Source organism: Acidovorax sp. Leaf191 (assembly GCF_001424425.1).
GTDB lineage: Bacteria > Pseudomonadota > Gammaproteobacteria > Burkholderiales > Burkholderiaceae_C > Acidovorax.
The window spans coordinates 866,929-891,544 of record NZ_LMPT01000019.1 but is presented as its reverse complement, the minus strand read 5'-3'; the positions used below and the strand labels follow the sequence as shown (position 1 = coordinate 891,544).

The following is a 24,616-nucleotide window of genomic DNA, read 5'->3' as shown; positions in this document are numbered from 1 at the left end:
GGAGACATTCATGCCATCAACTTCCTCAGCACCTGCCCAGCATTCCTCCACCAACAACAGCACCACACCCCAGCGGGTCGACGTAATCATCGTCGGCGGCGGATTCGGGGGCATGTACGCCGTCCACAAGTTCAACCAGCTCGGGCTCTCGCTCCAGGCTTTCGAGGCCGGGGGCGACGTGGGCGGTGTCTGGTACTGGAACCGCTATCCCGGCGCTCGCGTGGACCTGCCCAGCATCGACTACAGCTACTCCTTCTCGCCCGAGATCGAACAGGAGTGGACCTGGTCCGAGCAGTACGCGGCCCAGCCCGAGCTGCTGCGCTACATCGACTTCGTGGCCACGCGGCTCGACCTGCGCCGCCACTACCAGTTCAACACCCGCATCAATCAGGCGGTATGGGATGAAGCGCGCCAGGTATGGACGGTGACGACCGAGAGCGGCGCCACCTGGGAAGCTCCCTACTGCATCATGGCGACGGGGCCGCTGTCGGTTCCCAAGAAGCCGGAGATCGACGGGCTGGAGCGCTTCAAAGGCCGCCTGTTGCATGCCGCCCGCTGGCCGCACGAACCCGTCGACTTCACGGGCAAGCGTGTGGGCGTGATCGGCACGGGCTCGACGGGCATCCAGATCGTGCAGGAAGTGGGCCGCCAGGCGGGCGAGCTCTTCGTATTCCAGCGCACCCCCAGCTTCACCATGCCCATGCGCAACGTACCGATCGAACCTGAGTACATGGCGGAGGTCAAGCGCCACTATGCGGGCATCCGCGAGGTGGCCCGCAACAGCGTGATCGGTGGCGCACGCCCCTTGTCCACGCGGGCATTCTTCACCGTCACGCCGGCGCAGCGCCAGGCCCTGCTGGAAGACTCGTGGAAACAGGGCGGCCTGGCCATGCTGGGCACGTTCGGCGATCTGATGATCAACGAAGAGGCCAATGAGCACGTGGCCAACTTCGTGCGCGGCAAGATCGCCGAAGTCGTGACCGACCCGGCCACGGCAGACAAGCTCAAGCCCCAGGGTTACCCGATCTTTGCACGCCGCCCCTGCCTGGACACCGGCTACTACGAAACCTACAACCTGCCAAACGTCCACCTGATGGACTGCATCACGGACCCCATTCTCGAAGCCACCGAAAAGGGCATCCGCACCGCGGCAGGAGAAACGGAGCTCGACATTCTGATCCTGGCCACCGGCTACGACGGCCTGACCGGCGCATTGCTGGCCTTTGACGTGGTGGGGCGCGACGGGCGCACGGTGCAGGAGAAATGGCAGAACGGCCCCCGCTCGCATCTGGGCATCATGCTCGAAGGCTTTCCCAACCTGTTCATGACCACCGGCCCCAACGGCCCCGCGGCGCTCGCCAACATCATCCGCATGAGCGAGAACGACGTGGATTGGATCGCCGACGCCATCCTGTACCTGCGCAAGAACGGCATGGGCAGCATCGAGCCCACCCGCAAGACCGAAGACAACTGGATGGAGCTGGTGTACACACTGGCACGGCATTCGCTGATCAACAAGGCCAAGACCTGGTGGGTAGGCGCCAACGTGGAAGGCAAGCCCCAGGGCCTGACCCAGTTCATCGGCGGCTTCAAGATGTACCGCGAGCACTGCGCGGCCGCCGCGGCCAACGGCTACGCCGGCCACCACATCGAGCCTGCGCGCAAGCAGGACCAGGCCATCGCTGCCTGACGGGTGAACGAGAGAGTGCGGCGGGCGGCGCTACCGCCTGCCGCCTGCCGCCTCGTGCATTCAGTTCAGCCAGGGGCCTTGCCACAAGGTGATATGGAGGCCACGGCACGCCGCAAGGCCGCCGCGTAGGCCTTCTGATGGGCACGCATGCGTTCCAGGCTGCCGCCAAGCCCCAGCACCACGGGCTGCCCGTTGATGGCCACCGGCAGCAGGGCGCACATCGTCGCGCCGTCCGCAAACGGCATGCCTTCCACGTAGATCTGTGATTGCCCCTTGATCGACAGGATGTGCGCGACCATGGCGTCCACATCCACGCGCTCTGCAGGCTTGTTGATCGCGATGTTCGCGCGGCGCACCAGGCGCTCGATTTGCTCCGGCGTGTGCGTGGACAACAGCAGCCAGCCCAGGGACGACCTGACCGCCGGTCGCATGGTCCCTTCTTCAGTATGGAAGCGCATCGCATGCACCGACTGGATGATGCGCACATGCTGCAGGTAGACATCGTTGAGCAGGCCCAGCGAGACGGTCTCTCCGGTGGCGTTGTGGACATCCCGCATGGCTTCGAGCAGTTGGCCGTTGCCGCCCATCAGCACAGGCTCTATCCAGTCACCCAGCGCCACCACGCGCAGCGTCGGAAAGTACAAGCGGTGAACGCGGTCGTAGTTCAGGTAGCCCTCCGTCGTCAGGCTCTTGAGCAGTGCCGTCGTGCTGGACTGGGGATAGCCAAGCGCCTCGACGATAGCCTTGAGCGAACGCGGCGCGCGCTCGCTGCGGAAGTACTCCAGCAGCGCCAGTGCGCGCGCAGCAGATTTGACGGTCGCTGGCGCGAGGGCCATGGCCAGGTCAGGTGAGTTCAGGACTTCAACGACGCCAGCAGCGCATAGACCGGATCGCTGCCGTACAGGGACCCCAGCGGCTGGCGCACCGTGCCGAAATGCTCTGCCTCGGTGACACCCGGGGCCCCCAGATGGCGCAGCCAGTCGTACACCACGGTGCGCGCGGCGATGCGCCATTCGCCGCCCCGCTTTTCGAAGCGGTCCACGTAGCGGCCGGCCAGAAAGACCTCGCGTGCGATGCCTTGCGGGTCGCGGTCGCGCTGCAGCGCCAGGAAATAGGTTTCCACGCCCGCCTGCGTGCCGGCCAGCGTGATCGACATGTTGGTGATGTTGTGGATCGACCGCTCGCTGTCCGCCGCAAGCTTCTTCAGCGCCCAGTCGATGAACCCGGTGGCGCTGCCCTGGTAGGGGCCGTGGCGGTCCGTAGCGTCGGGCCAGTAGGCACCGCGCAGGGCGGCCTCGTCCTGGCGGTCAATGCCCCGGCAGTAGCGGTTCATGCATTCACGGATCGCTTCGCGGTCCATCAGTTCAGCCACTTGGCGGCTCAGTTCCTGGTCTTGCATAGGGTATCTCCTTAGTTTTTTGCACTATACCTTTTTACTAACCGGCCGGTAGAATTAATTGAACAACGGAGACACACGACATGCAAGCTCGTTTGAAGGGCAAGGTTGCCCTGGTCACAGGTGGTGCACAAGGCATCGGACGCGCCATCTGCGAAAGGTTCGCCGCCGAAGGCGCCACCGTCGGTCTGCTGGACATCAAGGGCGAAAACGTCGAACAGGCGGCCCGGTCGCTGCGCGACCAAGGCGCACAGGCGGTGGCCTACGCCGGCGACGTCGCGCAACGCGCCACCTTCGAAAACGCGGTGGAAGACCTGGAGCGGCAATTCGGCCGCTTCGACATCCTGGTGAACAACGCCATCTGGGTGCGCTACGGCCCCATCGATGCCATCACCCCGGAGACCCTGGCACGCATGACCGGCACGGGCTTTCATTCGGTCGTCTGGGGCACCCAGGTGGGCGCCTCGGCCATGGCGCGCTCGGGCGGCGGCTCCATCGTCAACATCGCTTCGGCGGCCGGCTTCCTGGGCATTCCGTCCGGCCTGGTCTATTGCGGGGTCAAGGCCGGCGTGCTGGGGCTCACGCGCTCGGCAGCGGTGGACCTGGGGCCCCAGGGCATCCGCGTCAACGCCATCTGCCCCGGCTCGGTGGTCACCGAAGGTGTGCGCATCAACGTGAACCCGGACATGGAAGCCAAGCGCATCGCCCGCACGCCCCTGGGCCGGCTGGGCCAGGTCGGCGACATCGCCGCCGCCGCCAGCTTCCTGGCCAGCGACGACAGCAGCTTCGTGACCGGTGAATCGCTGCTGGTCGACGGCGGCGTGACCCACGCACTCCTGTGAGGCACAGTCCATGCGAAACGACCCGATCCCCCACGCCATGCATCCCCTGCACCCCCTCTTCTTCCCCAGCTCCGTCGCCTTGATCGGCGCATCGTCCGACCCCGAACGCATTGGAGGCCGGCCGCTGCGTTTTTTGCTGGAGGCGGGCTTCCAGGGCCGGATTCATCCCGTCAACCGCAGCGGCGCTGCTGAAATCCAGGGCCTGCCCGCCTATGCCAGCCTGCTCGATGTACCCGGCCCGGTGGACCACGCCATCATCGCCGTCCCCGTGCCGGGCGTGGAAGCGGCACTCAAGGAGTGCGCTGCCAAGGGCGTGAAGGCGGTCCAGGTCTTCACCGCCGGCTTTGCCGAGGTGGACGCCGCAGGCGCAGAGCTGCAGGCGCGCCTGGTGGCCATCTGCCGCGAGGCGGGCATGCGCATGGTGGGGCCCAATGCCCTGGGCCTGCTCAATCCATCCCAGAACTTCTACGCCACGTTCTCCACCGCGCTCAACGGCCTGCGGCCCAGGCACGGTGTGATCGGCCTGGCGACGCAAAGCGGCGCCTTCGGATCGGCCACCTATGGCATGGCGACGCTGCGCGGCATCGGGCTGTCCCGCGTGATCGCCACAGGCAATGAAGCCGACGTGGATGTCGCCGAATGCATCGACTACCTGGCGGAAGACCCCGACACCCGCGTGATCTGCGCGGCCCTCGAGGCCTGCAAGGATGGCGCCCGCCTGCGGGCGGCACTGCGCAAGGCCGCAGCTGCAGGCAAGCCGGTCGTGATCATGAAGATCGGCAGCACCGACGTGGGTGCGGCGGCGGCTGCCACCCACACCGGATCGCTGGCGGGCAACGACGCGGTCTACGACGCGGTGTTTGCCGAATGCGGCGCGCACCGCGCCCAGTCCGTGGAAGAAATGCTGGATCTCGCGCACCTGTGCGCGGTGATCGGCACCCTGCCCGCCAACGAGGACATCGGCATCATGACCGGCTCGGGCGGCATCGGCATCCTGATGGCGGACAACGCGACCGAACTGGGCATGGGCCTTCCCCCGCTCACCGACGATGCCGCCAGCAGCCTGCGTGACCTGCTCCCCTACGCCGTGCCCGCCAACCCGTTTGACACCACGGCCCAGGTCACGGCCGTGCCCGACGGCATCGCACGCACCATAGAGACCATGCTGCGCCCCGGCGCGCCCTACGGCAGCCTGTTTGCCTACCTCGCGCACGTGGGCCTGTCGCCCCAGCGCTTTCAGGCCACCGAAGACCGCCTGATCGCCATCCACCGCGCCCACCCCGAGCAGGCGCTGGTGGTGGTGATGCTGTCGGAAGAGAACGTGACCCGCCGCCTGGAAGCCGCGGGCGTGGCGGTGTTTGCCGACCCCACCCGTGCGGTGCGGGCCGTGGCCGGCGCCGCGCGCATGGCCCGGCTGCGCCGCGGCATGCGCACCGCAGACACGCCGGCGATGCCCGCCGCACATCAGCTGCCCGCCGCCGCCACAGAGACGCAGGCCAAGGCCCTGCTCGGCGCTGCAGGCATTCCCGTGCTGCCGGAGACCACCTGCACCAGCGCTGGCGATGCGGTGGCGGCAGCGGACGCGATGGGCTACCCCGTGGTGGCCAAGATCGTTTCGGCCGACATCCCGCACAAGACCGAAATCGGCGGCGTGATGGTGGGCCTGCAGAATGCCGATGCGGTGGCCGCCGCGTACGGCACCTTGCAAAGCCGCGCTGCCGAGCGCGCCCCCCAGGCGCGCATCGACGGCGTGCTGATCGCGCCCATGGTGCGCGGCGGCGTGGAGACCATCATCGGCATCCACATGGACCCGGTGTTCGGCCCGATGGTGATGTTCGGGCTGGGTGGTACGGCGGTGGAGCTTTACAAGGACGTGGCGTTCGCCTCTGCGCCCCTCACCCCTGACCAGGGCCTGGCCCTGGTGGACTCCGTGCGCGCATCGGCCCTGCTCAAGGGCTGGCGCGGTGGTCCGGCCTACGACCTGCAGGCCCTGGCGCAGGCCTTGAGCAAGCTGTCGGAGTTCGCGGTGCAGCACGCCGACCAGCTCGCCGGCATCGACATCAACCCCTTCGTCGCGCAGACCCAGGGCGGCGTCTGCCTCGATGCGCTGATCTCCACGCGCTGAACGTGAAAGGAATCCCCACCATGCAATTCCAGCACCTGCAACTGCAGATCGAGGACGCCATCGCCGTCGTCACGCTGAACCGTCCACCGGTCAACGCCCAGAATGCCGAGTTGCGGGCCGAGATCATCGAGTGCTTCGACACGCTGAGCGACATGGCCGAGGTGGCGTGCATCGTGATCAGGGGTGCAGGCAAGGCGTTCTCCGCCGGCGCCGACATCCGCGAGCGCCCCCACCTCGCAGGCACGCCTGGCGCCTACGGCCGCCACAACCGCCTCACGCGGGAATGCCACTACGCCATGGTCGAATGCGCCAAGCCCATCATCGCCGCCATCAACGGCCCCGCCCTGGGCGCGGGATTCGGCCTGGTGATGGGGGCCGACATCTGGGTCGCCTCGGAAGACGCCTACGTGTCCATGCCCGAGATCAACGTCGGCCTGGCCGGTGGCGTGACCTTTTTGCAGCGGTACTTCAGCCAGTCGCGCGCACGCCGCATGTTCTACACCGGCATGCAGGTCTCTGCGCAGGAGCTGTACCGGCTGGGCCTGATCGAGGCCTGCCTGCCCGCCGCCGAACTCATGCCCTATGCCATGGGCATCGCCCGCGAGATCGCCGCCAAGAGCCCGGTCGCACTGCGCCTGGCCAAGGAGGCCGCCCGCATGACCCTGGCCATGCCGGCGCGCGAAGCGTACCGCTACGAACAGGGCAACACCGTGGCGCTGTCCAAGACCGAGGACGCCCGCGAAGCCCAGATGGCCTTCCTGGAAAAACGCCAGCCGGTCTACCAAGGCCGCTGACCCACCTCAACGCTCAGGCCCATGATGCAAGCCAAACCTGCCGCCACCGCGCAAGCCCCCGATCCGCTGGACTCGCGCGAGACCCAGCTGCTGGCCATCGCGCGGCGCCTGTTCGCGCAGCACGGCTACGACCGTACCTCGCTGCGCGACATCGCGGAGGCAGCCAGCATCACCAAGGCTGCGCTGTACTACTACTTTCCGAACAAGGATGCGCTGTACGAGCGCATCGTGCTGGAGTCGATCCAGCTGCTGCACGACCAGGTCGCGGCCGCCGTGGCCCAGGCCAAGGGGCCCACGGCGCGTGTGCGGGCCTTCATGGAAGCCTCGGCCCATGTGCAGGACCATGGGCGCGACCGGTGGATCGCGGGCTCCAACGCCTTCTGGCAGGCCGCCACCGGCGGTCAACGCATGGTGGCGCTCAAGCTGCGCGACTCCTACGAAGGCCTGCTGCGCCAATGCATCGCCGAGGGCATCGCCGCGGGCGAGATGCGCGCGGTCGATCCCGCCATGGCCGGCCGCTTCCTGCTGTCCGCGCTCAACCAGATGCCACGGTGGCACCGGCCCGACGGCAAGCTCAGCGCGGTCGAGGTCATGCAGCAGTTCGTGGACATGCTTTTGCACGGGCTGGTCATCGACAAGGGTGCCGCTTCGGCATAACCCACGGCGCGCAGAACCTCACCCCCTTTTTTAACCCATCGATTTACCTGCCGACTGGTAACCCATTTCAGCATTCCACCATTCCATGACATCCAACACCTCCCATCCTCCCTTCACCCCCGCTGACGGACAGCTGTCTGGCCGCCTCGCAGGCCGGCGCGTGCTAGTGACGGGAGCGGCGTCCGGCATCGGGCGGGCGATCGCTGAACTGTTCCTGCGCGCTGGGGCGCAGGTGGCGGCGCTCGACCTGCAGCGCCCCGCCGACTTGCCCGGAGAGGCCTCGCGCTGGCTGGCCTGTGAGGCCGACATCACCGATCCGCAGGCCGTGGAGCGCGCGGTTCAGCAAGCCGCCGACAAGTTCGGCGGCCTCGACGGCCTGGTCAACGCAGCCGGCATCGCCAACACCGACTGGGCCGATGCCGTCTCGCTGCAGGACTGGAAGCGGGTGATCGACGTCAACCTCACCGGCACCTTCAACGTCTGCCGGGCTGCACTGCCCGCGCTGCGTGCGGCCGGCGCCGCCACCATCGTGAATCTTTCCTCCGGGCAGGGGCTGCAGCCGTTCAAGCAGCGCAGCGCCTATGCCGCATCGAAAGCCGGGGTGATCGCGTTTTCCAAAAGCATCGCGATGGAATGGGCCCCGCTGGTGCGCGTGAACACCATCTGCCCGGGCGCCGTCGACACGCCCATGGTGCGCGGCGGCTACAGCGCCGATGAACTGCGCGCCCAGGTGGGCCCGCGCTATGCGCTGGAGCGCATCGGCGAACCGCAGGAAATCGCCATGGCGGCGCTCTACCTGAGCAGCGCCGAATCCTCGTTCGTGACCGGCATCGTGCTCGCCGTCGACGGTGGCCGCAGCTACCACTGATGGCCCCAGTCCTCACTACCACCGCGCCTCAAGGAGAAAGCCCATGCAAGGCCTGATGCAACAACACCAACTCCTGCTGTCCGGGGTGCTCGACCACGCAGCCGCGTTCCACGGCGACCGCGAGATCGTCTCGCACCTCGTGGACGGCAGCACCCACCGCAGCAACTGGCGCGAAGTGCAGCAACGCGCAAAGCGCCTGGCCAACGCGCTCACCGCCCTGGGCGTGGCGGCAGGCGACCGCGTGGCCACCCTGGCATGGAACACCCACCGCCATGTGGAGCTGTACTTCGGCGTCTCGGGCATGCAGGCCATCCTGCACACGGTCAACCCCCGCCTGTTCCCGGAGCAGATCGCCTACATCCTGAACCACGCCGAGGACGGCTACGTGTTCTTCGACACCAGCCTCGCGCAGCTGCTCGCAGACCTGGCGCCGCAACTGCTGCACGCCAAGGGTTTCATCGCGATGTGCCGGCGCGACCAGATGCCCGCGGTCAACCTGCCGAACCTGATGTGCTACGAGGACCTGGTCGAGGCCGCATCGCCCGACTACTCGTGGCCGCGCTTCGATGAGAACACCGCCTCTTCGCTGTGCTACACCTCGGGCACCACCGGCAACCCCAAGGGCGTGCTGTACAGCCACCGCTCCACGGTGCTGCACTCCTTCACCGCCTGCACCACCGACGGCCTGGGCCTGTCGGCCCGCGACAGTGTGCTGCTGGTCGTGCCGTTGTTCCACGTCAATGCCTGGGGCATCCCCTACGCCGGCGCCATGTGCGGCGCCAAGCTGGTGCTGCCCGGCCCCCACCTCGCGGGCGAGAACATCTACCGCCTGCTGCGCGAAGAGCGCTGCAACTTCTCGCTCGGTGTCCCCACGGTGTGGCTGGGCCTGTTCGACTACATCGAGCGCCACCGCGACGCGCTGAACCTGTCCGACGTCCACCTGCAGCGCGTGGTGGTCGGCGGCTCGGCCTGCCCGCGCGCGATGATCGAGAAGTTCGAGCGGCTGCTGGGTGCCTTCGTGATCCACGCCTGGGGCATGTCCGAGACCAGCCCCCTGGCCAGCATCGGCACGCTGCTCGACAAGCACCGCGCAATAGACCTGGAGCAGCGCTTCGACCTGCAGGCCAAGCAGGGCCGGGCCATCTACGGCGTCGACCTGGAAATCTTCGGCGAAGACGGCCAGCCCCTGCCGCACGACGGCAAGGCCTTCGGCGACCTCAAGGCCCGGGGTCCGTGGGTGGCCAGCGGCTACTACCGCGCGGAAGGCGGCAGCGTGCTGGACGCCGACGGCTGGTTCGCCACGGGCGACGTGGCCACGCTGGATGCCGATGGCTTCGTGCAGATCACGGACCGCTCCAAGGACGTGATCAAGTCCGGCGGCGAATGGATTTCGTCCATCGATCTGGAGAACGCGGCCATGGGCCACCCGGCCGTGCAGGAAGCCGCCGTCATCGGCGTGGCGCACTCGCGCTGGCAGGAGCGGCCGCTGCTGCTGATCGTTCCCAAGGCCGGGCAGACCAGTACGCGCGAAGACATCCTGGCCTTCATGGACGGCAAGGTCGCCAAGTGGTGGATGCCCGATGACGTGGTCTTCGTGGACACGCTGCCGCACACCGCCACCGGCAAGCTGCAAAAACTCAAGCTGCGCGAACAGTTCCGCGCCCACACCCTCCCCACCGACAAGGCCTGAGCACACAAGGCCAGCCCCGGAACGACTTTGGACCCCATGACCACTTTCGACGAAACACAGAGCATGCTGCGCGACAGCGTGCAAGACTTCCTTAAGCGCAAGCCCGCGCCTGCGCGGGTGCGCCGCCTGCGCGAGCAATCCGTCCCCTTCGACCGGGCCGTCTGGCAGGACATGGCCGAGGCAGGATGGCTCGGCGTGCTCGTGCCGGAGGCGCTGGGCGGCCACGGCCTGGGCCCGGCCGAAGCCATGGTCATCGCGGCGGAGCTGGGCCATGGCCTGGTGCCGGAGCCCTTCGTGGCCAGCGGATTGCTGGTGGTGCAGGCACTCGTTCCACTGGCACCGGACTGCGCGCGCGCCCGGCAGTTGCTGGAGCATGTGTGCGCCGGCAGAACGCTCTGTGCGCTGGCCTGGCAGGAGGCCGCCGGAGCCCCCGACCTGGGCGCGACCCAGCTGCTGGCGCAGCGCCAGGGCGACGGGTGGATGCTGCGGGGCGCGCAAAAGCGCTTCGTTCCCCTGGCCGGCGCAGCCGATGGCTTTCTGGTCTACGCCCTGCATGAGGGCGCGCCAGCGCTGTTCTGGATCGCGTCGGGCACCAAGGGGCTTTCCGTGCTCAATACCCGGACCGTGGACGGGACCGATTTCGGCGCGCTGGACTTCGCAGACGCAACCCTGCCTGCGGACGCCTTGGTTGCGGCGGGCGACGGCGTGCGCAGCGCGGTGGCCCAGGCGATTGAACTGGCGCGCCTGGCATCGGCGTTCGAACTGGTGGGCGTGGCCGAGCGCGCGCTCAAGGACACCGTCGCCTACACCTCCCAGCGGATCCAGTTCGGCAAACCCATCGCCTCCTTCCAGGCTCTGCAGCACCGCATGGTCGACATGTGGATCCAATGCCAGCTGGCGCGCGCGTCGGCCGAGAACGCCCTGCTCGACTGGGACCGGGCCACCGATCCCGCGCTGCGTACGCAGTCCCTGCGCGCCGCGCGGGCCCGTGCCGGCAGCGCGGCCCTGCTGGTGGGCAAGGCGGCCATCCACCTGCACGGCGGCATGGGCATCGCCGACGAAACCGACATCGGCCTGTGCCTCAAGCGCGCACTCACGCTCTCGGCATGGCTGGGCAATCCGCTGTGGCAGCGGGGCCAGTTCCTGGATGCGCTGCAAACGACAGGCCGCACGCGCGCGGCCACGGGCAACGGGGGCACGGCAACGGTGGACGCCGCGGACGTGGACGATCTGCCCGACGACCAATTCCGCCACGTGCTGGCCGACTGGATCGCCGCCAACTACCCGCCCGAGAAGCGCTTCATGAAAAAGCGCGCCTACTACGCAGACATTGCCGACTGGTACCAGGCACTGTCCAAAAAAGGGTGGCTCGCGCCTTCCTGGCCCCGGTCGCACGGCGGCATGGGCCTGTCGCCCACCAAGCAGGTGATCTATGCCGAAGAGATGGCACGCCACGGCTGCGCGCGCATTCCCGACCACGGCCTGGCCATCGGCAAGCTGCTGCTGATGCACGGCACGCCGGAGCAGATCAGCCACCACCTGCCCCGCGTGCTCAGCGGCGAAACCATGTGGTGCCAGGGCTACTCCGAGCCCAACGCCGGATCGGACCTGGCCAACCTGCGCACGCGCGCCGACCGCGATGGCGACGATCTCGTCGTCAACGGCCAGAAGATCTGGACCACGCTGGGCCCCGGCGCAGACTGGATGTTCGCCCTGGTGCGCACCAGCAATTCCGAAAGCGCCAAGCAACGCGGCATCACGTTCTTGCTGATCGACCTCAAGACACCGGGCGTGAAGGTGCGCCCCATCGTCAACCTCAAGGGCGAGGGCGAATTCAGCGAGGTGTTCTTCGACAACGTGCGCGTGCCGGTGGCCAACGTGGTCGGCCGCATCGATGACGGCTGGAACGTCGCCAACTCGTTCCTGCGCGAAGAGCGCATCTTCTTCGGCACGCCGCGCCAGTGCGAGGGGGCCCTGGCCCAGCTCGACCGCCTGGCCGAAGCCACTCACGCGCTGGAGCAGGCCGACTTCCGCGACCGCTATGCCCAGCTGGTGCTCGACGTGCGCGACCTGAAATCCGCGTTCGAGCTCTTCATGGGTCGCCTGCGCGGCGGCGAAGAGCTGGGCCCGGACGTGTCCTACCTCAAGGTCTGGGGCACCGAGACCTACCAGCGCATCGCCGACGAGCTGGTGCAACTGGCCGGGGACCAGGGCGCACAGATGGACGACGTGGTGATCGACGGCATCGCCACGGACGTGATGGGCCAGTACCTCGACTCGCGCATGCCCGCGATCTTCGGCGGCTCCAACGAAATACAGCGAAACATCCTCGCCAAGCAGATCCTGGCCCTGCCTTCCGGCAACCCCAGGGCCTGACGTACCCGCATCGAGCCCGTTCCGCCCCCCTTTTCCAACACCAACGACACCGGAGACAACCATGACCAGCAAGGCGACCTTCACCACCGGCCTGCGGGCCGGCTTCACAGCCACCGCACTGCTCCTGGGCGCAGCCGCGGCCCAGGCCCAGATTTCGGACGACGTGGTGCGCATCGGCATCATGAACGACATGAGCGGCCCGTACTCCGGCAACGGCGGCCCGGGATCGGTGCTGGCCGCACGCATGGCCATCGAGGACTTCGGGGGCAAGGTCAACGGCAAGGCCATCGAGCTGGTGACCGTGGACGACCAGAACAAGCCCGACGTGGGACTGAACGCGGCGCGCAAGTGGCTGGACACCGAGAAAGTCGACACCATCGTGGGAGGCTCGGCCACGTCCATCGCCTTCGGCGTGCAGACGCTGATGAAGGAAAAGCAAAAGCCCTACCTGCTGGCAGGCACGATCTCGTCGGATTTCACGGGCAAGTTCTGCTCTCCGATGAGCGTGCAGTTCCTCAACGACAGCTACGCGCTGCCCAAGGCGGGCGTGCAGCTCCTGGTCAACAAGGGCATCAAGGACTTCTACTTCATCACCGTCGACTATGCGTTCGGCGCGGCCCTGCAAGCCGAAGCCACGCGCTTCATCCAGGCGGCTGGCGGCCGGGTGGTCGGGTCGGTCAAGCACCCGCTGGGCGCCACTGACTATTCGTCCTATCTGCTGCAGGCCCAGTCGAGCGGCGCCAAGGCCATCGTGATCCTGAACGCAGGCCTCGACCTGTCCAACTCGCTCAAGCAGGCGGCCGAGTTCCGCATCACGCGCGGCGGCCAGGCCCTGAGCGTCTTCGGCATGACCATCAACAGCGTGACCGCCATGGGCCTGGACGTGGCCCAGGGCCTGAACATCACCGTACCCTTCTACTGGGACCAGACCGATGCGACCCGCGCCTGGAGCAAGCGCTTCATGGAGCGCAGCAGCGGCGGCGCAGTGCCCACCTACATCCAGGCCAGCGTCTACAGCGCCGTTCAGCACTACCTGAAGGCGGTGAAGGACGCCGGCACGGACGACGGCCCCAAGGTGGTCGCCCAGATGAAAGCCACCCGCGTCAATGACTTCATGACGCAGAACGCCCCCATCCGCGAAGACGGCCAGGTCATGCGCGCCGTCTACCCGGTGGAGGTCAAGACACCCGCAGAGTCCAAGGGCAAATACGACTTCTACAAGGTGGGCGCTGCCATCCCTGCGGAGCAGATCTTCAGGCCGCTGAGCGAAGGCGGCTGCGACTTCGTGAAGAAGTGAATCACCCCATAACAATGAAACCGGAGACAGACATGAACCAACAAGCCACCCGCCAACCTCCCCAGGCCGCAGCGGCCGTTGCCGCGGCGCTCCTGCTCGCAGCAGGTGCAGCCCATGCCCAGATTTCGGACGACGTGGTCCGCATCGGGGTGATGAACGACGTGAGCGGCCCCTACTCTGGCGCGGGGGGCTCGGGCTCGGTGCTGGCAGCGCGCATGGCCATCGAGGACTTTGGTGGCAAGGTCAACGGCAAGGCCATCGAACTGGTGTCGACGGACGACCAGAACAAGCCCGACGTGGGCCTGGCAGCCGCACGCAAGTGGATCGATTCCGACAAGGTGGACACCATCGTCGGCGGCTCGGCATCGTCGATCGCACTGGGCGTGCAGACCTTCATGAAGGAAAAGCAGAAGCCCTATCTGATCTCCGGATCGATCTCCTCCGACTTCACGGGCAAGTTCTGCTCGCCCATGAGCATCCAGTTCCTCAACGACAGCTACGCCATGCCCAAGGCGGGCGTGCAGCTGCTGATCAACAAGGGCATCAAGGACTTCTTCTTCATCACCGTGGACTACGCCTTCGGCGCCGCGATGCAGGCGGAGGCCACGCGCTTCGTGCAGGCGGCGGGCGGCCGCGTCGTGGGGTCGGTCAAGCACCCGCTGGGCGCCACCGACTATTCGTCCTATCTGCTGCAGGCGCAGTCGAGCGGCGCCAAAGCCATCGTGATCCTGAACGCAGGCCTCGACCTGTCCAACTCGCTCAAGCAGGCGGCCGAGTTCCGCATCACGCGTGGCGGCCAGACGCTCAGTGTCTTTGGCATGACCATCAACAGCGTGACCGCCATGGGCCTGGACGTGGCCCAGGGCCTGAACATCACCGTGCCCTTCTACTGGGACCAGAACGAGGCCACGCGCGCCTGGAGCAAGCGCTTCATGGAACGCAGCAACGGCGGCGTTCCACCCACGTTCACCAACGCCGGGGTGTACAGCGCGGTGACGCACTACCTGCGAGCGGTGAAGGAGAGCGGCACCGACGCAGGCCCGGCCGTGATCGCCAAGATGAAGGCCACGCGCGTCAACGACTTCATGACGCTCAATGCGCCCATCCGTGAAGACGGCCAGGTCATGCGCGCGGTCTACCCCATCGAGGTCAAGGCACCTGCCGAGTCCAAGTACAAGTACGACTTCTACAAGGTGGGCGCTCCCATTGCGGCCGAGCAGATCTTCCGCCCACTGGTGGAAGGCGGCTGCGACTTCGTGGCGAAGAAGTGATTGCCACGGGCACTTGCGATGGCACAACTCTTCACCCCCTACACACTGCGCGGCATGCGTGCGCGCAATCGCGTGGTCATTCCCCCGATGCAGCAGTCCACCGGTGTGGACGGCATGGCCACGGACTGGCACCTGGCCCACCTCGCACGGTTCGCCATGGGCGGCGCGGGCATCGTCTTCGTCGAATCCACGGCCGTGGAGGCGCGCGGGCGCAATACCCACGGCGATATCGGCCTGTGGAACGATGACCAGATCGCGCCATTGGCGCGCATCGCCGATGCACTGCGGCGCGACGGTGCTGTGCCCGCGATCCAGCTCGGGCACACCGGCCGCAAGGCGGGCATGCAGAAATGGTGGCACGGCCACGGGCCATTGACCGAAGCGGATGCTGCGCGTGGCGAGGCACCGTGGAAGGCGGTGGGCCCCAGCGCATTGCCCGTCGGTCCCGGCTGGCCCACACCGAAGGAGCCGGACACCGGGCAGGTCGAGGCATTGGTGCGCTCCTGGGGCGATGCGGCGCGCCGCGCGCGCGAAGCGGGCTTCGAGGCCCTGGAAGTCCACGGCGCCCACGGCTACCTGATCCACCAATTCCTGTCTCCCATCGCCAACCAGCGCACCGACCGCTTCGGGCTGCACCGCATGCGCTTTGCCCTCGATGTTGCCGAAGCCGTCCGGCGCGAGTGGCCCGACGACAAGCCCCTGTTCTGGCGGGTATCGCTGGCCGACGTGGCGGATGGCGGGCTGGAGTTCGAGGAGATGGTCGATTTGCTGCGCAGCCTGAAGGACCGCGGTGTGGACGTGGTCGACTGCTCCTCCGGCGGCGGCATCTCGAGCTACCCCACGCAGGGCAAGTCGGTCTCCAACAGCCTGACGTTCCGGGCCGAACTGGCCGGGCGCCTGCGGGAGGCCACGGGCCTGCAGGTCATGGGCGTCGGCCTGGTCATCGACCCGCAGACGGCGGAAGGCTATCTCCAGGCCCGAGAGGCCGACCTGATCGCCGTAGGGCGCGAGGCCCTCTACAACCCCAACTGGCCTGTGCATGCCGAGGTGGCGCTGGGAGCCAATCAGGACTATGCCACCTGGCCGCAGCAATACCGCATGTACCTGGTGCGCCGCGCAGCGGCCGCCGATGCACTGCGCAACACCGACATGACAAGGAGCACCGCATGACCCTGGCATCCCCCCGCGTCGAAGTCCTCGGCGCACACCGCGACCGGCTGGGTGAGTGCCCGCTGTGGGACACGCGCGAACAAGCCCTGTACTGGATCGACTCCAAGGCCCGCAAAGTCCACCGGCTGCGCGATGGCAGCCATATGGAGTGGGCCACGCCCAGCGACGTGGGCTCCATCGCGCTCACCCGGCGCGGCCGGCTCGTGCTGTCGGTCGAAGACGGCTTCCACCTGCTCTTCCCCGTGACGGGAACCACGCGCCGGTTGGCCGAAGTGGTGCACAGCGGCCCGTCGATGCGCATGAACGATGGCCGCACCGACCGCCAGGGACGGTTCGTCGCCGGCTCCATGGTCATGGGCCGCCACGACAAGGACGGCGCCTATTACCGGCTGGAGCGCGATGGCAGCGCCACCCGGCTCTTCGGTGGCATCGCGCTTGCCAACGCCACCTGCTTCAGCCCTGATGGGCGCACCCTGTACCACGCCGACAGCTTCAGCGACGAAGTCAGCGCGGTGGACTACGACCCGGCGACCGGCGCCGTGGGCGTGCCGCGCACGCTGTTTAACACCAGGGTGCACGGCTCGGCCCCCGACGGCACCACGGTGGATGCCGAGGGCAATCTCTGGGTCGCGCTGGTGCAGGCCGGCAAGGTCGGCTGCTTCACCCCCGAGGGGCAGTTGCTGCGGCTGGTGGACGTCCCGACGCCCTACCCCACCTGCCCCTGCTTCGGCGGGCCCGATCTGGACGTGCTCTACGTCACGAGCATCAGCAACAGCGGCAATCTCATGAAGAGCGACCACCCGGATGCAGGGGCGGTCTTCGCCATCCACGGCCTGGGGGTTCGGGGTTTGCCCGAAGTGCTGTTTGACGACGAGGCCCTGGCGTGAACCCATCCAAACAGCCACACCATGCGGGCGAGGACGTGATCCTGCGCACCGAGGGACTGAGCAAGCAGTTCATGGGCTTTCACGCCGTGCGCAACGTGTCGCTGGCCATCCGGCGCCACAGCGTGCATGCGCTCATCGGCCCCAATGGTGCCGGCAAGACCACCTGCTTCAATCTTCTGACCACTTCCATTCCTGCGAGCGCGGGCCGGATCCACTACAACGGCCGCGACATCACGCACAGTGACCCGGCCAGCGTGGCCGCCAGCGGCATGGTGCGCTCGTTCCAGATCTCGGCGGTGTTTGGCGCCATGAGCGTGCTGGACAACGTGCGCGTGGCGCTGCAGCGCCGCTCTGGCGGCACCTTCGCCTTCTGGCGCAGCGACAAGGCGCTGGACCGGCACACACCCCGGGCGCGGGAACTCCTGGCCTCGGTGAACCTGGAGCGCTACGAGCGCGAGATGGCCGCCGACCTGTCCTACGGCCGCAAACGGGCGCTGGAGCTGGCGACCACGCTGGCGCTCGAGCCTGAAATGATCCTGCTCGACGAGCCGATGGCCGGCCTGGGCCACGAGGACATCGGCCCGGTCACGCGGCTGATCGCCGAGGTGGCCCGGCAGCGCACCGTGCTCATGGTCGAGCACAACATGAAGGTCGTGGCTGAACTGTGCGATCGCATCACGGTCCTGCAGGCCGGCGAGGTGCTGGCCGAAGGCAGCTACGAAGAGGTGTCCACCGACCCGCGCGTGCGGGAAGCCTATGTGGGAGGGGGAGCCCATGCCTGAGAATCCAAACCCGCCGTGCCTGGACGTCCGCGGCCTCACCGGCCACTACGGCGAGACCCAGGCCCTGCACGGCATCGACTTCGTGGTGCAGCCAGGGGAAGTGGTCTGCCTGCTGGGCCGCAATGGCGCGGGCAAGACCACCACGCTGCGCGCCATCGTGGGGCTGCTGACCAGGCGCCAGGGGCACATCGCCGTCAACGGCCGGTCCACGCAGGGCATGGTGCCCGAAGACATCGCGCACCTCGGGGTGGCCTACTGCCCCGAGGAAAGGGGCATCTTCGCCAGCCTGGACGTGGAGGAAAACCTGCTGCTGCCGCCGGTGCTGATGCCTGGCGGCATGTCGGTGGAAGACATCTACACGCTGTTCCCCAACCTCAAACTGCGCCGCCGCAGTCCGGGCACGCGCCTGTCGGGCGGCGAGCAGCAGATGCTGGCGATCGGTCGCATCCTGCGCACCGGCGCCAAGCTGCTGCTGCTCGACGAATGCACCGAAGGCCTGGCGCCCGTGATCATCGACAAGATCGGCGAGGCCATTGCGACGCTGCGGCAGCGCGGCTTCACCATCTTGATGGTGGAACAGAACTTCCGCTTCGCATCGGGTGTGGGCGACCGGTTCTACGTGATCGAGGAGGGTCGCGTGGTCGAACACTTCGACCGCCAGGCCATCGTGGAAGACCGCCCGCGCATCGAAGCGCTGCTGGGCGTCTGAACCCTTTCCCACCGCACACAAGAACAACACTCAGGAGACATCAACGATGCCCGACTCCCTGTTCGGATACCCTCTGGCCGCCATCTCGGGGCAGTTGCTGGTCGGCATGATCAACGGCTCGCTCTACGCGCTGATGAGCCTGGGCCTGGCGATCATCTTCGGCCTGCTGCGCGTGGTGAACTTCGCCCACGGCGCGCAGTACATGCTGGGCGCCTTCGTGGCCTGGGGGCTGCTGGAGTACCTGGGCCTGAACTACTGGTGGGCCCTGGTGCTGGCCCCGCTGATCGTGGGTGCGACGGGCATTGCGCTCGAGCGCTTTTTGCTGCGCAAGCTCTACCACCTCGACCACGTGTACGCGCTGCTGCTGACCTTCGGCTTCGCGCTGATCCTGGAGGGCAGCTTCCGCTACAAGTTCGGCGCCACGGGCCAGCCTTATCCCAACCCCATCGCGGGCGGGCTGGACACCAGCATGGCGTTCTTCCCCTGGTACCGGCTCTGGGTGATCGCGGCCTCGCTGACCATGTGCATCGTGACCTGGTTCGTGATCGAGCGCACCAAGCTCGGGTCCTACCTGCGCGCAGCCACGGAGAACCCGAACCTGGTGCGCACCTTTGGCATACGGGTTCCCCGCATGCTGATGCTGACCTATGGCCTGGGTGTGGCTCTCGCCGGTTTCAGCGGCGTGATGGCCGCCCCGATCTACCAGGTCAACCCGCTCATGGGCTCGCAACTGATCATCGTGGTGTTCGCGGTGGTGGTGATCGGCGGCATGGGATCCATCGTGGGCGCCATCGTCGCAGGCTTCGCGCTCGGCGTGATCGAGGGCATCACCAAGGTGGTCTACCCGGACGGCGCCGGCATGGTGGTGTTCGTGATCATGCTGATCACGCTCGCCGTGCGCCCCAACGGCCTTTTCGGCAGTACCAAGTGACAACCAGGATGACAGCGATGAACGACTCCTCCTCTTCCTCCCGCATGGTGCGCTACCAGCGCCCGCTGCTGATCGCCGGCGCCGTGGTGCTGCTGGCCGCTCCTTTCGTGGCCTATCCGATCTTCCTGATGAAGCTGCTGTGCTTCGCCCTGCTGGCCGCTTCGCTCAACCTGCTGGTGGGCTATGTGGGCCTGCTGTCCTTCGGGCATGCCATGTTCTTCGGCTCGGCCGCCTATGGCACCGCGCACGCGGTCAAGGTGTGGGGGTTCGACCCCGCGCTGGGCGTGGCGTTCGGCGTCGTCGTGGCGGCCGCCATCGGCGCCATCACCGGCCTGCTCGCCATCCGGCGTGCGGGCATCGCGTTCTCGATGATCACCCTGGCCAGCGCACAGCTGGTCTACTTCATCGCGCTGTGCTCTCCGTTCACCGGTGGGGAGGACGGCATCCAGAGCGTGCCACGCGGCCATCTCTTCGGTGTCATCGACCTGGCCAACAACACCACCTTGTACTACGTGGTGATGCTGGCCGTGGTGGCAGCCTTCTGGCTGATCTGGCGCATCGTGTACTCGCCTTTCGGCCAGGTGCTGACCGCCATCCGGGACAACGAGCCACGGGCCATTTCACTGGGCTACCGCGTGAACCGCTACAAGCTGCTGGCCTTCACGCTGTCTGCAGCGTTGGCGGGGCTCGCAGGCGGCATGAAGAGCATCGTGTTCCAGATCGCCACGCTCAACGACGTGAGCTGGGTCACTTCGGGCGAGGCGCTGCTGATGGGCATCGTGGGCGGCCTGCAGACGCTGCTGGGCCCGGTGGCAGGTGCCATCGTGGTGGTCACCATGGCCAACTCGCTCTCATCCATCGCAGAGGCGGTGCTGATCGTGCAAGGCACCGTCTTCGTCCTGGTGGTGATGCTGTTCCGCCGAGGCATCGTCGGCGAGATCAACGCCTACCTGGCCCGCCGCCGCCCCGGCAACGCAACCCACTGACACAGGACAAGACATGGACAACGATTCGACAACCGCTCGCCTGCTCGAAGGGCGCCTCGCGCTGGTCACCGGAGCGGCGGCGGGCATCGGCCGCGCCATCGCCCTGCACTATGCCCGGGCCGGCGCCCGCGTGGTGCTGGTGGATCTGCGCGCCGAAGACTGCGCAGCGACGGTGGAGGACATTCGCCGCTCCGGCGGGCAGGCGTGGGCGTTCGCGCTCGACATCACCAGCGTGCCGGCATGCGCGGCCCTGGCGGAGCAGGTGGGGCGCGACATCGGCGCGCTGGACATCCTGGTCAACAACGCCGGCATCCTGATCCGCGCCGGGATCGACGCGCCCGAAGTGCACGCCAAGCTGCGCCAGGTGTTCGACGTCAACGTCATGGGCGGCTTCAACGTGTTGCACGCGTTCTTGCCAGCCCTGCGCCAGACCCGCGGCAATGTGATCAACATCGCCTCGGGGGCAGCCTTCATTGCACAGGGCGGCTGCATCGGCTATTCCAGCTCCAAGGGTGCGGTGAAGATGTTCACGCAGAGCATGGCCGTGGACCTGGGCGCCGATGGCATCCGGGTCAACGCCATCGCGCCGGGAGTGATCGAGACCGCGATGACCGAGGCCACCCGTGCCGACCCGCGCCGGCTCGAAGGCTTTTTGCGCCGCACGCCGCAGGGCCGCATGGGCCAGCCCGACGAGATTGCCGCACCGGCGGTGTTCCTGGCATCGGCCATGGCCAGCTACATCAACGGCGTGACCCTGCCGGTGGATGGCGGCATGCTGGCCAACTAGAACCAGCAAACGCAAGCCAGCGCCCGTCTGGCCTGCGACCCCAGGCCCTGGCCAAGGCAGTCACCCAACAAAAAGGCCGCGCGGTGCGCGGCCTTTGTCATGGCGGCGGGTCTCAACGGCCCTGGAACACCGGGGGACGCTTCTCGGCAAATGCGCGCATGGCCTCGCGCGAGTCTTCGGTCTGGCCCAGCTCGGCAGTCATGTTCTGCTCGAAGCGGTAGCCGTCGCGCAGCGTCATGTTCTCAATGGTGGCCGCCGAGTTCTTGGCGGTGCGGCTGGCGATCGGGCTCTTGGAGGCAATGCGTGCGGCCATTTCCATCGCTGCCGGCATCAGCTCCTCCAGCGGCACGCACACTTCCACGATGCCACGGCGGTACAGCTCCGGGCCGCTGATGCGGTCGCCGGTCAGCATCATGCGGCGCGTGAGCGAGTGGCCGCACACACGCATGGCATGGCGCCCTCCCCCCATCAGGCCCACGTCCACTTCGGGCAGGCCCAGGGAGGCATTTTCAGAGCACAGCAGGATGTCGCAAGAGACGGCAATGCCCAGGCCGGCACCGAGCGCCGCACCGTTGATGGCGGCGATCACGGGCTTCTTGCATTCGATGATCGAATAGCTGAGCTCGCGCGCGCGGCGCGAATGCGCCCAGCGCTCACCGGGCTCGAAGGTCTTGTTGGCGCGGCTCTTGATGTCGGCCCCGGCGCAGAAGATCTTGCCGGCGCCGGTGAGCACGACCACGCGCACGTCGTCGCGGTCGCTCATCTGGTCAAACGCAGCGATCATCTCGTCCATGAGGCCGGCGGACACGGCATTCACGGGGGGCGCGTCCATGGTGATCACGGCCACATGGTTCTCGACGTTGAGCTTCAGGAATTGCATAGGTTCTCCTCGGATGGATGGGTGAGTGAATTTCAGGAATGGATACCGTAAGGTCGGCGGGATTCGCTCAGCCGCAGCGACGCCAGGCCGTCGACGACGATGCACTGGCCGGTGATGCCGTTGTGCGGCGCGGCCAGCATGCTCACCGCGTGCGCGACGGCCTCGCGGTTGCCAGGGGTGTCCTGGCGCTCGTTGCTGAACTCGCTGGCGACCAGGTTGACGCAGAGCCCTTCGGGCTGGAGTTCGAGCGCCATGGAACGGGTCATGGCCACCAGCCCTGCGCTCGCGGCCATCTGGTGCACGCCGCCCCAGGCGCCCTGGTGGCCGCGCGAGCCGACATGCACGATCTGCGCGCCTTTTGCCAGATACGGCAGTGCCGCCTGTGCCACGCGGATCGGAGCCAGCAATTGGGCGTCCAGCGCCGTCTCGAAGGCAGCGTCGTCGATCTCGTCGAACTGCAGGTTCGAGCGCGTTGTCGGTGTCAGCGTCACGAGCGCATCAAGCGTTCCCAGGGCGGCGATGGCGCTTTGCAACGCAGCAGGGTCCTCGCTGGCGATGGCCAGCACCTGGTGGCCATCGTGTTCCAGGCGCGCCTGGATCGCCGGGGCCAGCGGCTCCTGCGTGCCCACGAGCAGCAGCTTGCTGGCGGTGTGTGTAGAGGTGGAAGGTGGCATGGACATGGCATCGGATGAGTGAAGTACCGGGACGGTCACAGCGGAGGCATGCCCACGCTCTTGCCGCCGTCCACGAACAGCACCTGGCCGTTGCACTGCCCCGCCCGGGGCGATGCCAGGAAGGACACGGCGTCGGCAATGGTCTGCGGGCTGGCGGCTGCGCCCGCGGGCTCGCGCTGTTCCAGCGCACGCCGCATCTCGGGCGTGTAGCCTTCCAGCATCCGGGTGTCGACCATGCCCGGCGCCACGGCATTGACGGTGATGCCGCGCCAGCGCAGCTCGATGGCCATGGCACGCACCATGCCCACCACGGCGGCCTTGCTGGCCACGTAGTGCGCAGCCCCTGCCCCACCGAGGTAGCCGCGCGATGCGATCTGCACTACGCGCCCGCCCTCGGGCATGCGGCGCACCGCCTCCTGGGCCACGATGAAGCTGCCCAGCAGGTTCACGCCCATCATGCTGCGAAGCCGATCGGCGTCCAGCTCGCGAAAGGGGATCATGGTCGAGGCAATGCCCGCGTTGTTCACGACCACGTCGATGGCGGGCAGCGTTGCGAACAGCGCACGGACCGCCGCGCGGTCCTGGACATCCAGGGCGGCCCCTTGCACGGCCAGTCCCTGGGCACGCAGACGCTCGGCTTCGGCATGGGCCAGCTCGCCATCCCGGTCGGTGGCGACGACCGAAAGGCCGTCGCGCGCCAGTTGTTCGGCGATGGCCAGCCCAATGCCGCGGGCCGCGCCGGTCACCACCGCACAACGCGCATGGCCGGATGCGGAGTTTTCAGTCGCCATGGTCATTCGAGAACGATGTTGGTTTTCTGCAGCACGTCCGTCCACTTGGTGCGCTCCGCGGCCACGCGCTGCCCGAGCTCCTCCGGCGTGCTGCCGACGGGCACCACGCCCACGGCCGCGATGCGGTCGCGCACGGACGGGGTCGCCAGTGCTTCGTTGATGAGCTTGCTCAGGCGGTCCACGATGGCTTTGGGGGTGCCGCTGCGCATGGCGATGTAGTTGATCGCCGTGACGTCGTAGCCCGGCAGCGTCGCGGCAATCGGAGGAATGTCCGCGGGGATGCCGGGAAGGCGGTTGGCCGCGGACATGCCGATGGCCCGCACCTTGCCCGCCTTGACCTGCGGCATGGCGGCGGCACTGCTCACGAACGTGGCATGCACCTGGCTGCCGATCACGCCCGTGATGGCCGGAGCCTCGCCGGTGAAGGGCACCATGGTCATGTCGGTACCGGCCAGCAGGTTGAAATACGCCCCCATGAGGTGGCCCTGGCCTCCGATCCCCGCAGTGGCGTAGTTGATGCTGCCCGGCTTGGCCTTGGCCGCCGCGACGAGATCGGCCACCGAATGGATGTTCAGCTTCGGGTCGACCACGAGAATGTAGGTGGCGGCCACCGTCTGGCTCACCGGCGCGAAGTCGGCCACCGGGTCGTAGCGCACCGACTTGGGCGCCAGGTACTGCGCGGCGGGCGTGCACCACACGATGGTGTAGCCGTCCGCTGGTTGCTGCAGCGCGTAGGTCACACCGACCGTGCCGGCACCGCCGGGTTTGTTGTCCAGCACCACCGGCTGGCCCAGCTTTTCCGAAAGAACGGTCGAGAGGATGCGGGCCACGGCGTCGGAGCCGCCGCCGGGCGGAAACGGCACCACCATGCGCACGGGCCGGTGGGGCCAGTTGGACTCAGGGCCCGAGGCCAGTGCAGCAAGGGGCGTTGCGATGCCGGCCAATGCAGCGGCGAGCGCGTCGCGGCGGCGAAGTCCCTGGCTTGGGGGATGGGTGTGGCTCATGTTGTCTCG

General features: G+C 67.5%; 23 protein-coding genes. 17 read left to right on the top strand and 6 right to left on the bottom strand.

The annotated features are described in order from the left end of the window. Positions 1-10: 10 nt before the first annotated feature. Positions 11-1,690, top strand: coding sequence for a flavin-containing monooxygenase (locus ASG27_RS18040; protein WP_056413766.1), 1,680 nt, complete (start codon positions 11-13; stop codon positions 1,688-1,690). Positions 1,691-1,755: 65 nt separating this feature from the next. Here ASG27_RS18040 and ASG27_RS18035 read toward each other — a convergent pair whose 3' ends face one another. Both ASG27_RS18035 and ASG27_RS18030 read right to left on the bottom strand, forming a co-directional pair. Further along, the gene (locus ASG27_RS18035; protein ID WP_056413767.1) at positions 1,756-2,526 is read right to left on the bottom strand and encodes an IclR family transcriptional regulator; all 771 of its coding nucleotides are present in this window, start codon (positions 2,524-2,526) and stop codon (positions 1,756-1,758) included. 17 nt (positions 2,527-2,543) lie between these two features. Next, entirely contained in the window at positions 2,544-3,089 is a 546-nt protein-coding gene (locus ASG27_RS18030; RefSeq protein ID WP_056413770.1) for a nuclear transport factor 2 family protein, read from the bottom strand. Positions 3,090-3,169: 80 nt separating this feature from the next. On the opposite strand from ASG27_RS18030, the gene ASG27_RS18025 reads away from it, so the two are divergent. From ASG27_RS18025 to ASG27_RS17950, 16 genes are all read left to right on the top strand, one after another. Beyond that, positions 3,170-3,928, top strand: a complete 759-nt coding sequence (locus ASG27_RS18025; protein WP_056413772.1) for an SDR family NAD(P)-dependent oxidoreductase — start codon at positions 3,170-3,172, stop codon at positions 3,926-3,928. A gap of 37 nt (positions 3,929-3,965) precedes the next feature. Beyond that, positions 3,966-6,053: an acetate--CoA ligase family protein gene (locus ASG27_RS18020; RefSeq protein ID WP_056413775.1), complete on the top strand. Its 2,088-nt coding sequence runs from the start codon at positions 3,966-3,968 to the stop codon at positions 6,051-6,053. 20 nt (positions 6,054-6,073) lie between these two features. Continuing rightward, on the top strand, positions 6,074-6,847 hold the full coding sequence (locus tag ASG27_RS18015; RefSeq protein WP_056413778.1) for an enoyl-CoA hydratase/isomerase family protein: 774 nt from the start codon (positions 6,074-6,076) through the stop codon (positions 6,845-6,847). Between the two features lie 24 nt (positions 6,848-6,871). Next, positions 6,872-7,504: a TetR/AcrR family transcriptional regulator gene (locus ASG27_RS18010; protein ID WP_056434622.1), complete on the top strand. Its 633-nt coding sequence runs from the start codon at positions 6,872-6,874 to the stop codon at positions 7,502-7,504. Positions 7,505-7,589: 85 nt separating this feature from the next. Further along, entirely contained in the window at positions 7,590-8,372 is a 783-nt protein-coding gene (locus ASG27_RS18005) for an SDR family NAD(P)-dependent oxidoreductase (RefSeq protein WP_056413783.1), read from the top strand. A 43-nt stretch (positions 8,373-8,415) separates the two neighbouring features. Beyond that, positions 8,416-10,062, top strand: a complete 1,647-nt coding sequence (locus ASG27_RS18000) for a 3-(methylthio)propionyl-CoA ligase (protein WP_056413786.1) — start codon at positions 8,416-8,418, stop codon at positions 10,060-10,062. Between the two features lie 36 nt (positions 10,063-10,098). Beyond that, the gene (locus ASG27_RS17995) at positions 10,099-12,438 is read left to right on the top strand and encodes an acyl-CoA dehydrogenase (RefSeq protein ID WP_056413789.1); all 2,340 of its coding nucleotides are present in this window, start codon (positions 10,099-10,101) and stop codon (positions 12,436-12,438) included. 61 nt (positions 12,439-12,499) lie between these two features. Beyond that, a complete protein-coding gene (locus ASG27_RS17990) occupies positions 12,500-13,735 on the top strand; it encodes an ABC transporter substrate-binding protein (protein ID WP_056413791.1) in 1,236 nt (411 codons plus the stop codon). A 32-nt stretch (positions 13,736-13,767) separates the two neighbouring features. Beyond that, positions 13,768-15,006, top strand: a complete 1,239-nt coding sequence (locus tag ASG27_RS17985; protein ID WP_056413793.1) for an ABC transporter substrate-binding protein — start codon at positions 13,768-13,770, stop codon at positions 15,004-15,006. A gap of 18 nt (positions 15,007-15,024) precedes the next feature. Continuing rightward, entirely contained in the window at positions 15,025-16,176 is a 1,152-nt protein-coding gene (locus ASG27_RS17980; protein ID WP_056413796.1) for an NADH:flavin oxidoreductase/NADH oxidase, read from the top strand. Further along, a complete protein-coding gene (locus ASG27_RS17975) occupies positions 16,173-17,063 on the top strand; it encodes an SMP-30/gluconolactonase/LRE family protein (protein ID WP_056413797.1) in 891 nt (296 codons plus the stop codon). Before ASG27_RS17980 ends, ASG27_RS17975 begins: the two co-directional genes overlap by 4 nt. A 71-nt stretch (positions 17,064-17,134) precedes the next feature. After that, positions 17,135-17,845: an ABC transporter ATP-binding protein gene (locus ASG27_RS17970; RefSeq protein WP_082485826.1), complete on the top strand. Its 711-nt coding sequence runs from the start codon at positions 17,135-17,137 to the stop codon at positions 17,843-17,845. Then, positions 17,838-18,554 (top strand): ABC transporter ATP-binding protein, encoded by a 717-nt coding sequence (locus ASG27_RS17965; protein WP_056413801.1) that lies wholly within the window; start codon positions 17,838-17,840, stop codon positions 18,552-18,554. The genes ASG27_RS17970 and ASG27_RS17965 overlap by 8 nt, the downstream gene beginning before the upstream one ends. A 46-nt stretch (positions 18,555-18,600) precedes the next feature. Further along, positions 18,601-19,485 carry a branched-chain amino acid ABC transporter permease gene (locus ASG27_RS17960; protein WP_056413806.1) on the top strand — a complete coding sequence of 295 codons (885 nt, stop codon included), beginning with the start codon at positions 18,601-18,603 and terminating at the stop codon, positions 19,483-19,485. 17 nt (positions 19,486-19,502) lie between these two features. After that, a complete protein-coding gene (locus ASG27_RS17955; RefSeq protein WP_200912396.1) occupies positions 19,503-20,471 on the top strand; it encodes a branched-chain amino acid ABC transporter permease in 969 nt (322 codons plus the stop codon). A 13-nt stretch (positions 20,472-20,484) separates the two neighbouring features. Then, entirely contained in the window at positions 20,485-21,258 is a 774-nt protein-coding gene (locus tag ASG27_RS17950; protein ID WP_056413813.1) for an SDR family NAD(P)-dependent oxidoreductase, read from the top strand. Positions 21,259-21,370: 112 nt separating this feature from the next. On the opposite strand, the gene ASG27_RS17945 is transcribed toward ASG27_RS17950, so the two are convergent. From ASG27_RS17945 to ASG27_RS17930, 4 genes are read right to left on the bottom strand one after another with little or no spacing between them, the layout of a single operon-like run. Then, positions 21,371-22,138, bottom strand: coding sequence for an enoyl-CoA hydratase/isomerase family protein (locus ASG27_RS17945; RefSeq protein WP_056413818.1), 768 nt, complete (start codon positions 22,136-22,138; stop codon positions 21,371-21,373). A gap of 32 nt (positions 22,139-22,170) precedes the next feature. Then, a complete protein-coding gene (locus ASG27_RS17940; protein WP_056413819.1) occupies positions 22,171-22,818 on the bottom strand; it encodes an SDR family NAD(P)-dependent oxidoreductase in 648 nt (215 codons plus the stop codon). Positions 22,819-22,847: 29 nt separating this feature from the next. Continuing rightward, the gene (locus tag ASG27_RS17935) at positions 22,848-23,603 is read right to left on the bottom strand and encodes an SDR family NAD(P)-dependent oxidoreductase (protein ID WP_056413881.1); all 756 of its coding nucleotides are present in this window, start codon (positions 23,601-23,603) and stop codon (positions 22,848-22,850) included. A gap of 2 nt (positions 23,604-23,605) precedes the next feature. Next, complete coding sequence (locus tag ASG27_RS17930) at positions 23,606-24,607, bottom strand: Bug family tripartite tricarboxylate transporter substrate binding protein (protein ID WP_082485819.1); 1,002 nt, start codon at positions 24,605-24,607, stop codon at positions 23,606-23,608. Positions 24,608-24,616: the final 9 nt, after the last annotated feature.

Coding starts and splice junctions, on each gene's coding strand:
- ASG27_RS18025 (WP_056413772.1), top strand. CDS start 3,170: ATGCAAGCTCGTTTGAAGGGCAAGGTTGCCCTGGTCACAGGTGGTGCA.
- ASG27_RS18010 (WP_056434622.1), top strand. CDS start 6,872: ATGCAAGCCAAACCTGCCGCCACCGCGCAAGCCCCCGATCCGCTGGAC.
- ASG27_RS18015 (WP_056413778.1), top strand. CDS start 6,074: ATGCAATTCCAGCACCTGCAACTGCAGATCGAGGACGCCATCGCCGTC.
- ASG27_RS17970 (WP_082485826.1), top strand. CDS start 17,135: ATGGGCTTTCACGCCGTGCGCAACGTGTCGCTGGCCATCCGGCGCCAC.
- ASG27_RS17930 (WP_082485819.1), bottom strand. CDS start 24,607: ATGAGCCACACCCATCCCCCAAGCCAGGGACTTCGCCGCCGCGACGCG.
- ASG27_RS17965 (WP_056413801.1), top strand. CDS start 17,838: ATGCCTGAGAATCCAAACCCGCCGTGCCTGGACGTCCGCGGCCTCACC.
- ASG27_RS18000 (WP_056413786.1), top strand. CDS start 8,416: ATGCAAGGCCTGATGCAACAACACCAACTCCTGCTGTCCGGGGTGCTC.
- ASG27_RS17950 (WP_056413813.1), top strand. CDS start 20,485: ATGGACAACGATTCGACAACCGCTCGCCTGCTCGAAGGGCGCCTCGCG.
- ASG27_RS18035 (WP_056413767.1), bottom strand. CDS start 2,526: ATGGCCCTCGCGCCAGCGACCGTCAAATCTGCTGCGCGCGCACTGGCG.
- ASG27_RS18005 (WP_056413783.1), top strand. CDS start 7,590: ATGACATCCAACACCTCCCATCCTCCCTTCACCCCCGCTGACGGACAG.
- ASG27_RS17980 (WP_056413796.1), top strand. CDS start 15,025: ATGGCACAACTCTTCACCCCCTACACACTGCGCGGCATGCGTGCGCGC.
- ASG27_RS18020 (WP_056413775.1), top strand. CDS start 3,966: ATGCATCCCCTGCACCCCCTCTTCTTCCCCAGCTCCGTCGCCTTGATC.
- ASG27_RS17945 (WP_056413818.1), bottom strand. CDS start 22,138: ATGCAATTCCTGAAGCTCAACGTCGAGAACCATGTGGCCGTGATCACC.
- ASG27_RS17935 (WP_056413881.1), bottom strand. CDS start 23,603: ATGGCGACTGAAAACTCCGCATCCGGCCATGCGCGTTGTGCGGTGGTG.
- ASG27_RS18040 (WP_056413766.1), top strand. CDS start 11: ATGCCATCAACTTCCTCAGCACCTGCCCAGCATTCCTCCACCAACAAC.
- ASG27_RS18030 (WP_056413770.1), bottom strand. CDS start 3,089: ATGCAAGACCAGGAACTGAGCCGCCAAGTGGCTGAACTGATGGACCGC.
- ASG27_RS17960 (WP_056413806.1), top strand. CDS start 18,601: ATGCCCGACTCCCTGTTCGGATACCCTCTGGCCGCCATCTCGGGGCAG.
- ASG27_RS17955 (WP_200912396.1), top strand. CDS start 19,503: ATGAACGACTCCTCCTCTTCCTCCCGCATGGTGCGCTACCAGCGCCCG.
- ASG27_RS17940 (WP_056413819.1), bottom strand. CDS start 22,818: ATGTCCATGCCACCTTCCACCTCTACACACACCGCCAGCAAGCTGCTG.
- ASG27_RS17995 (WP_056413789.1), top strand. CDS start 10,099: ATGACCACTTTCGACGAAACACAGAGCATGCTGCGCGACAGCGTGCAA.
- ASG27_RS17975 (WP_056413797.1), top strand. CDS start 16,173: ATGACCCTGGCATCCCCCCGCGTCGAAGTCCTCGGCGCACACCGCGAC.
- ASG27_RS17985 (WP_056413793.1), top strand. CDS start 13,768: ATGAACCAACAAGCCACCCGCCAACCTCCCCAGGCCGCAGCGGCCGTT.
- ASG27_RS17990 (WP_056413791.1), top strand. CDS start 12,500: ATGACCAGCAAGGCGACCTTCACCACCGGCCTGCGGGCCGGCTTCACA.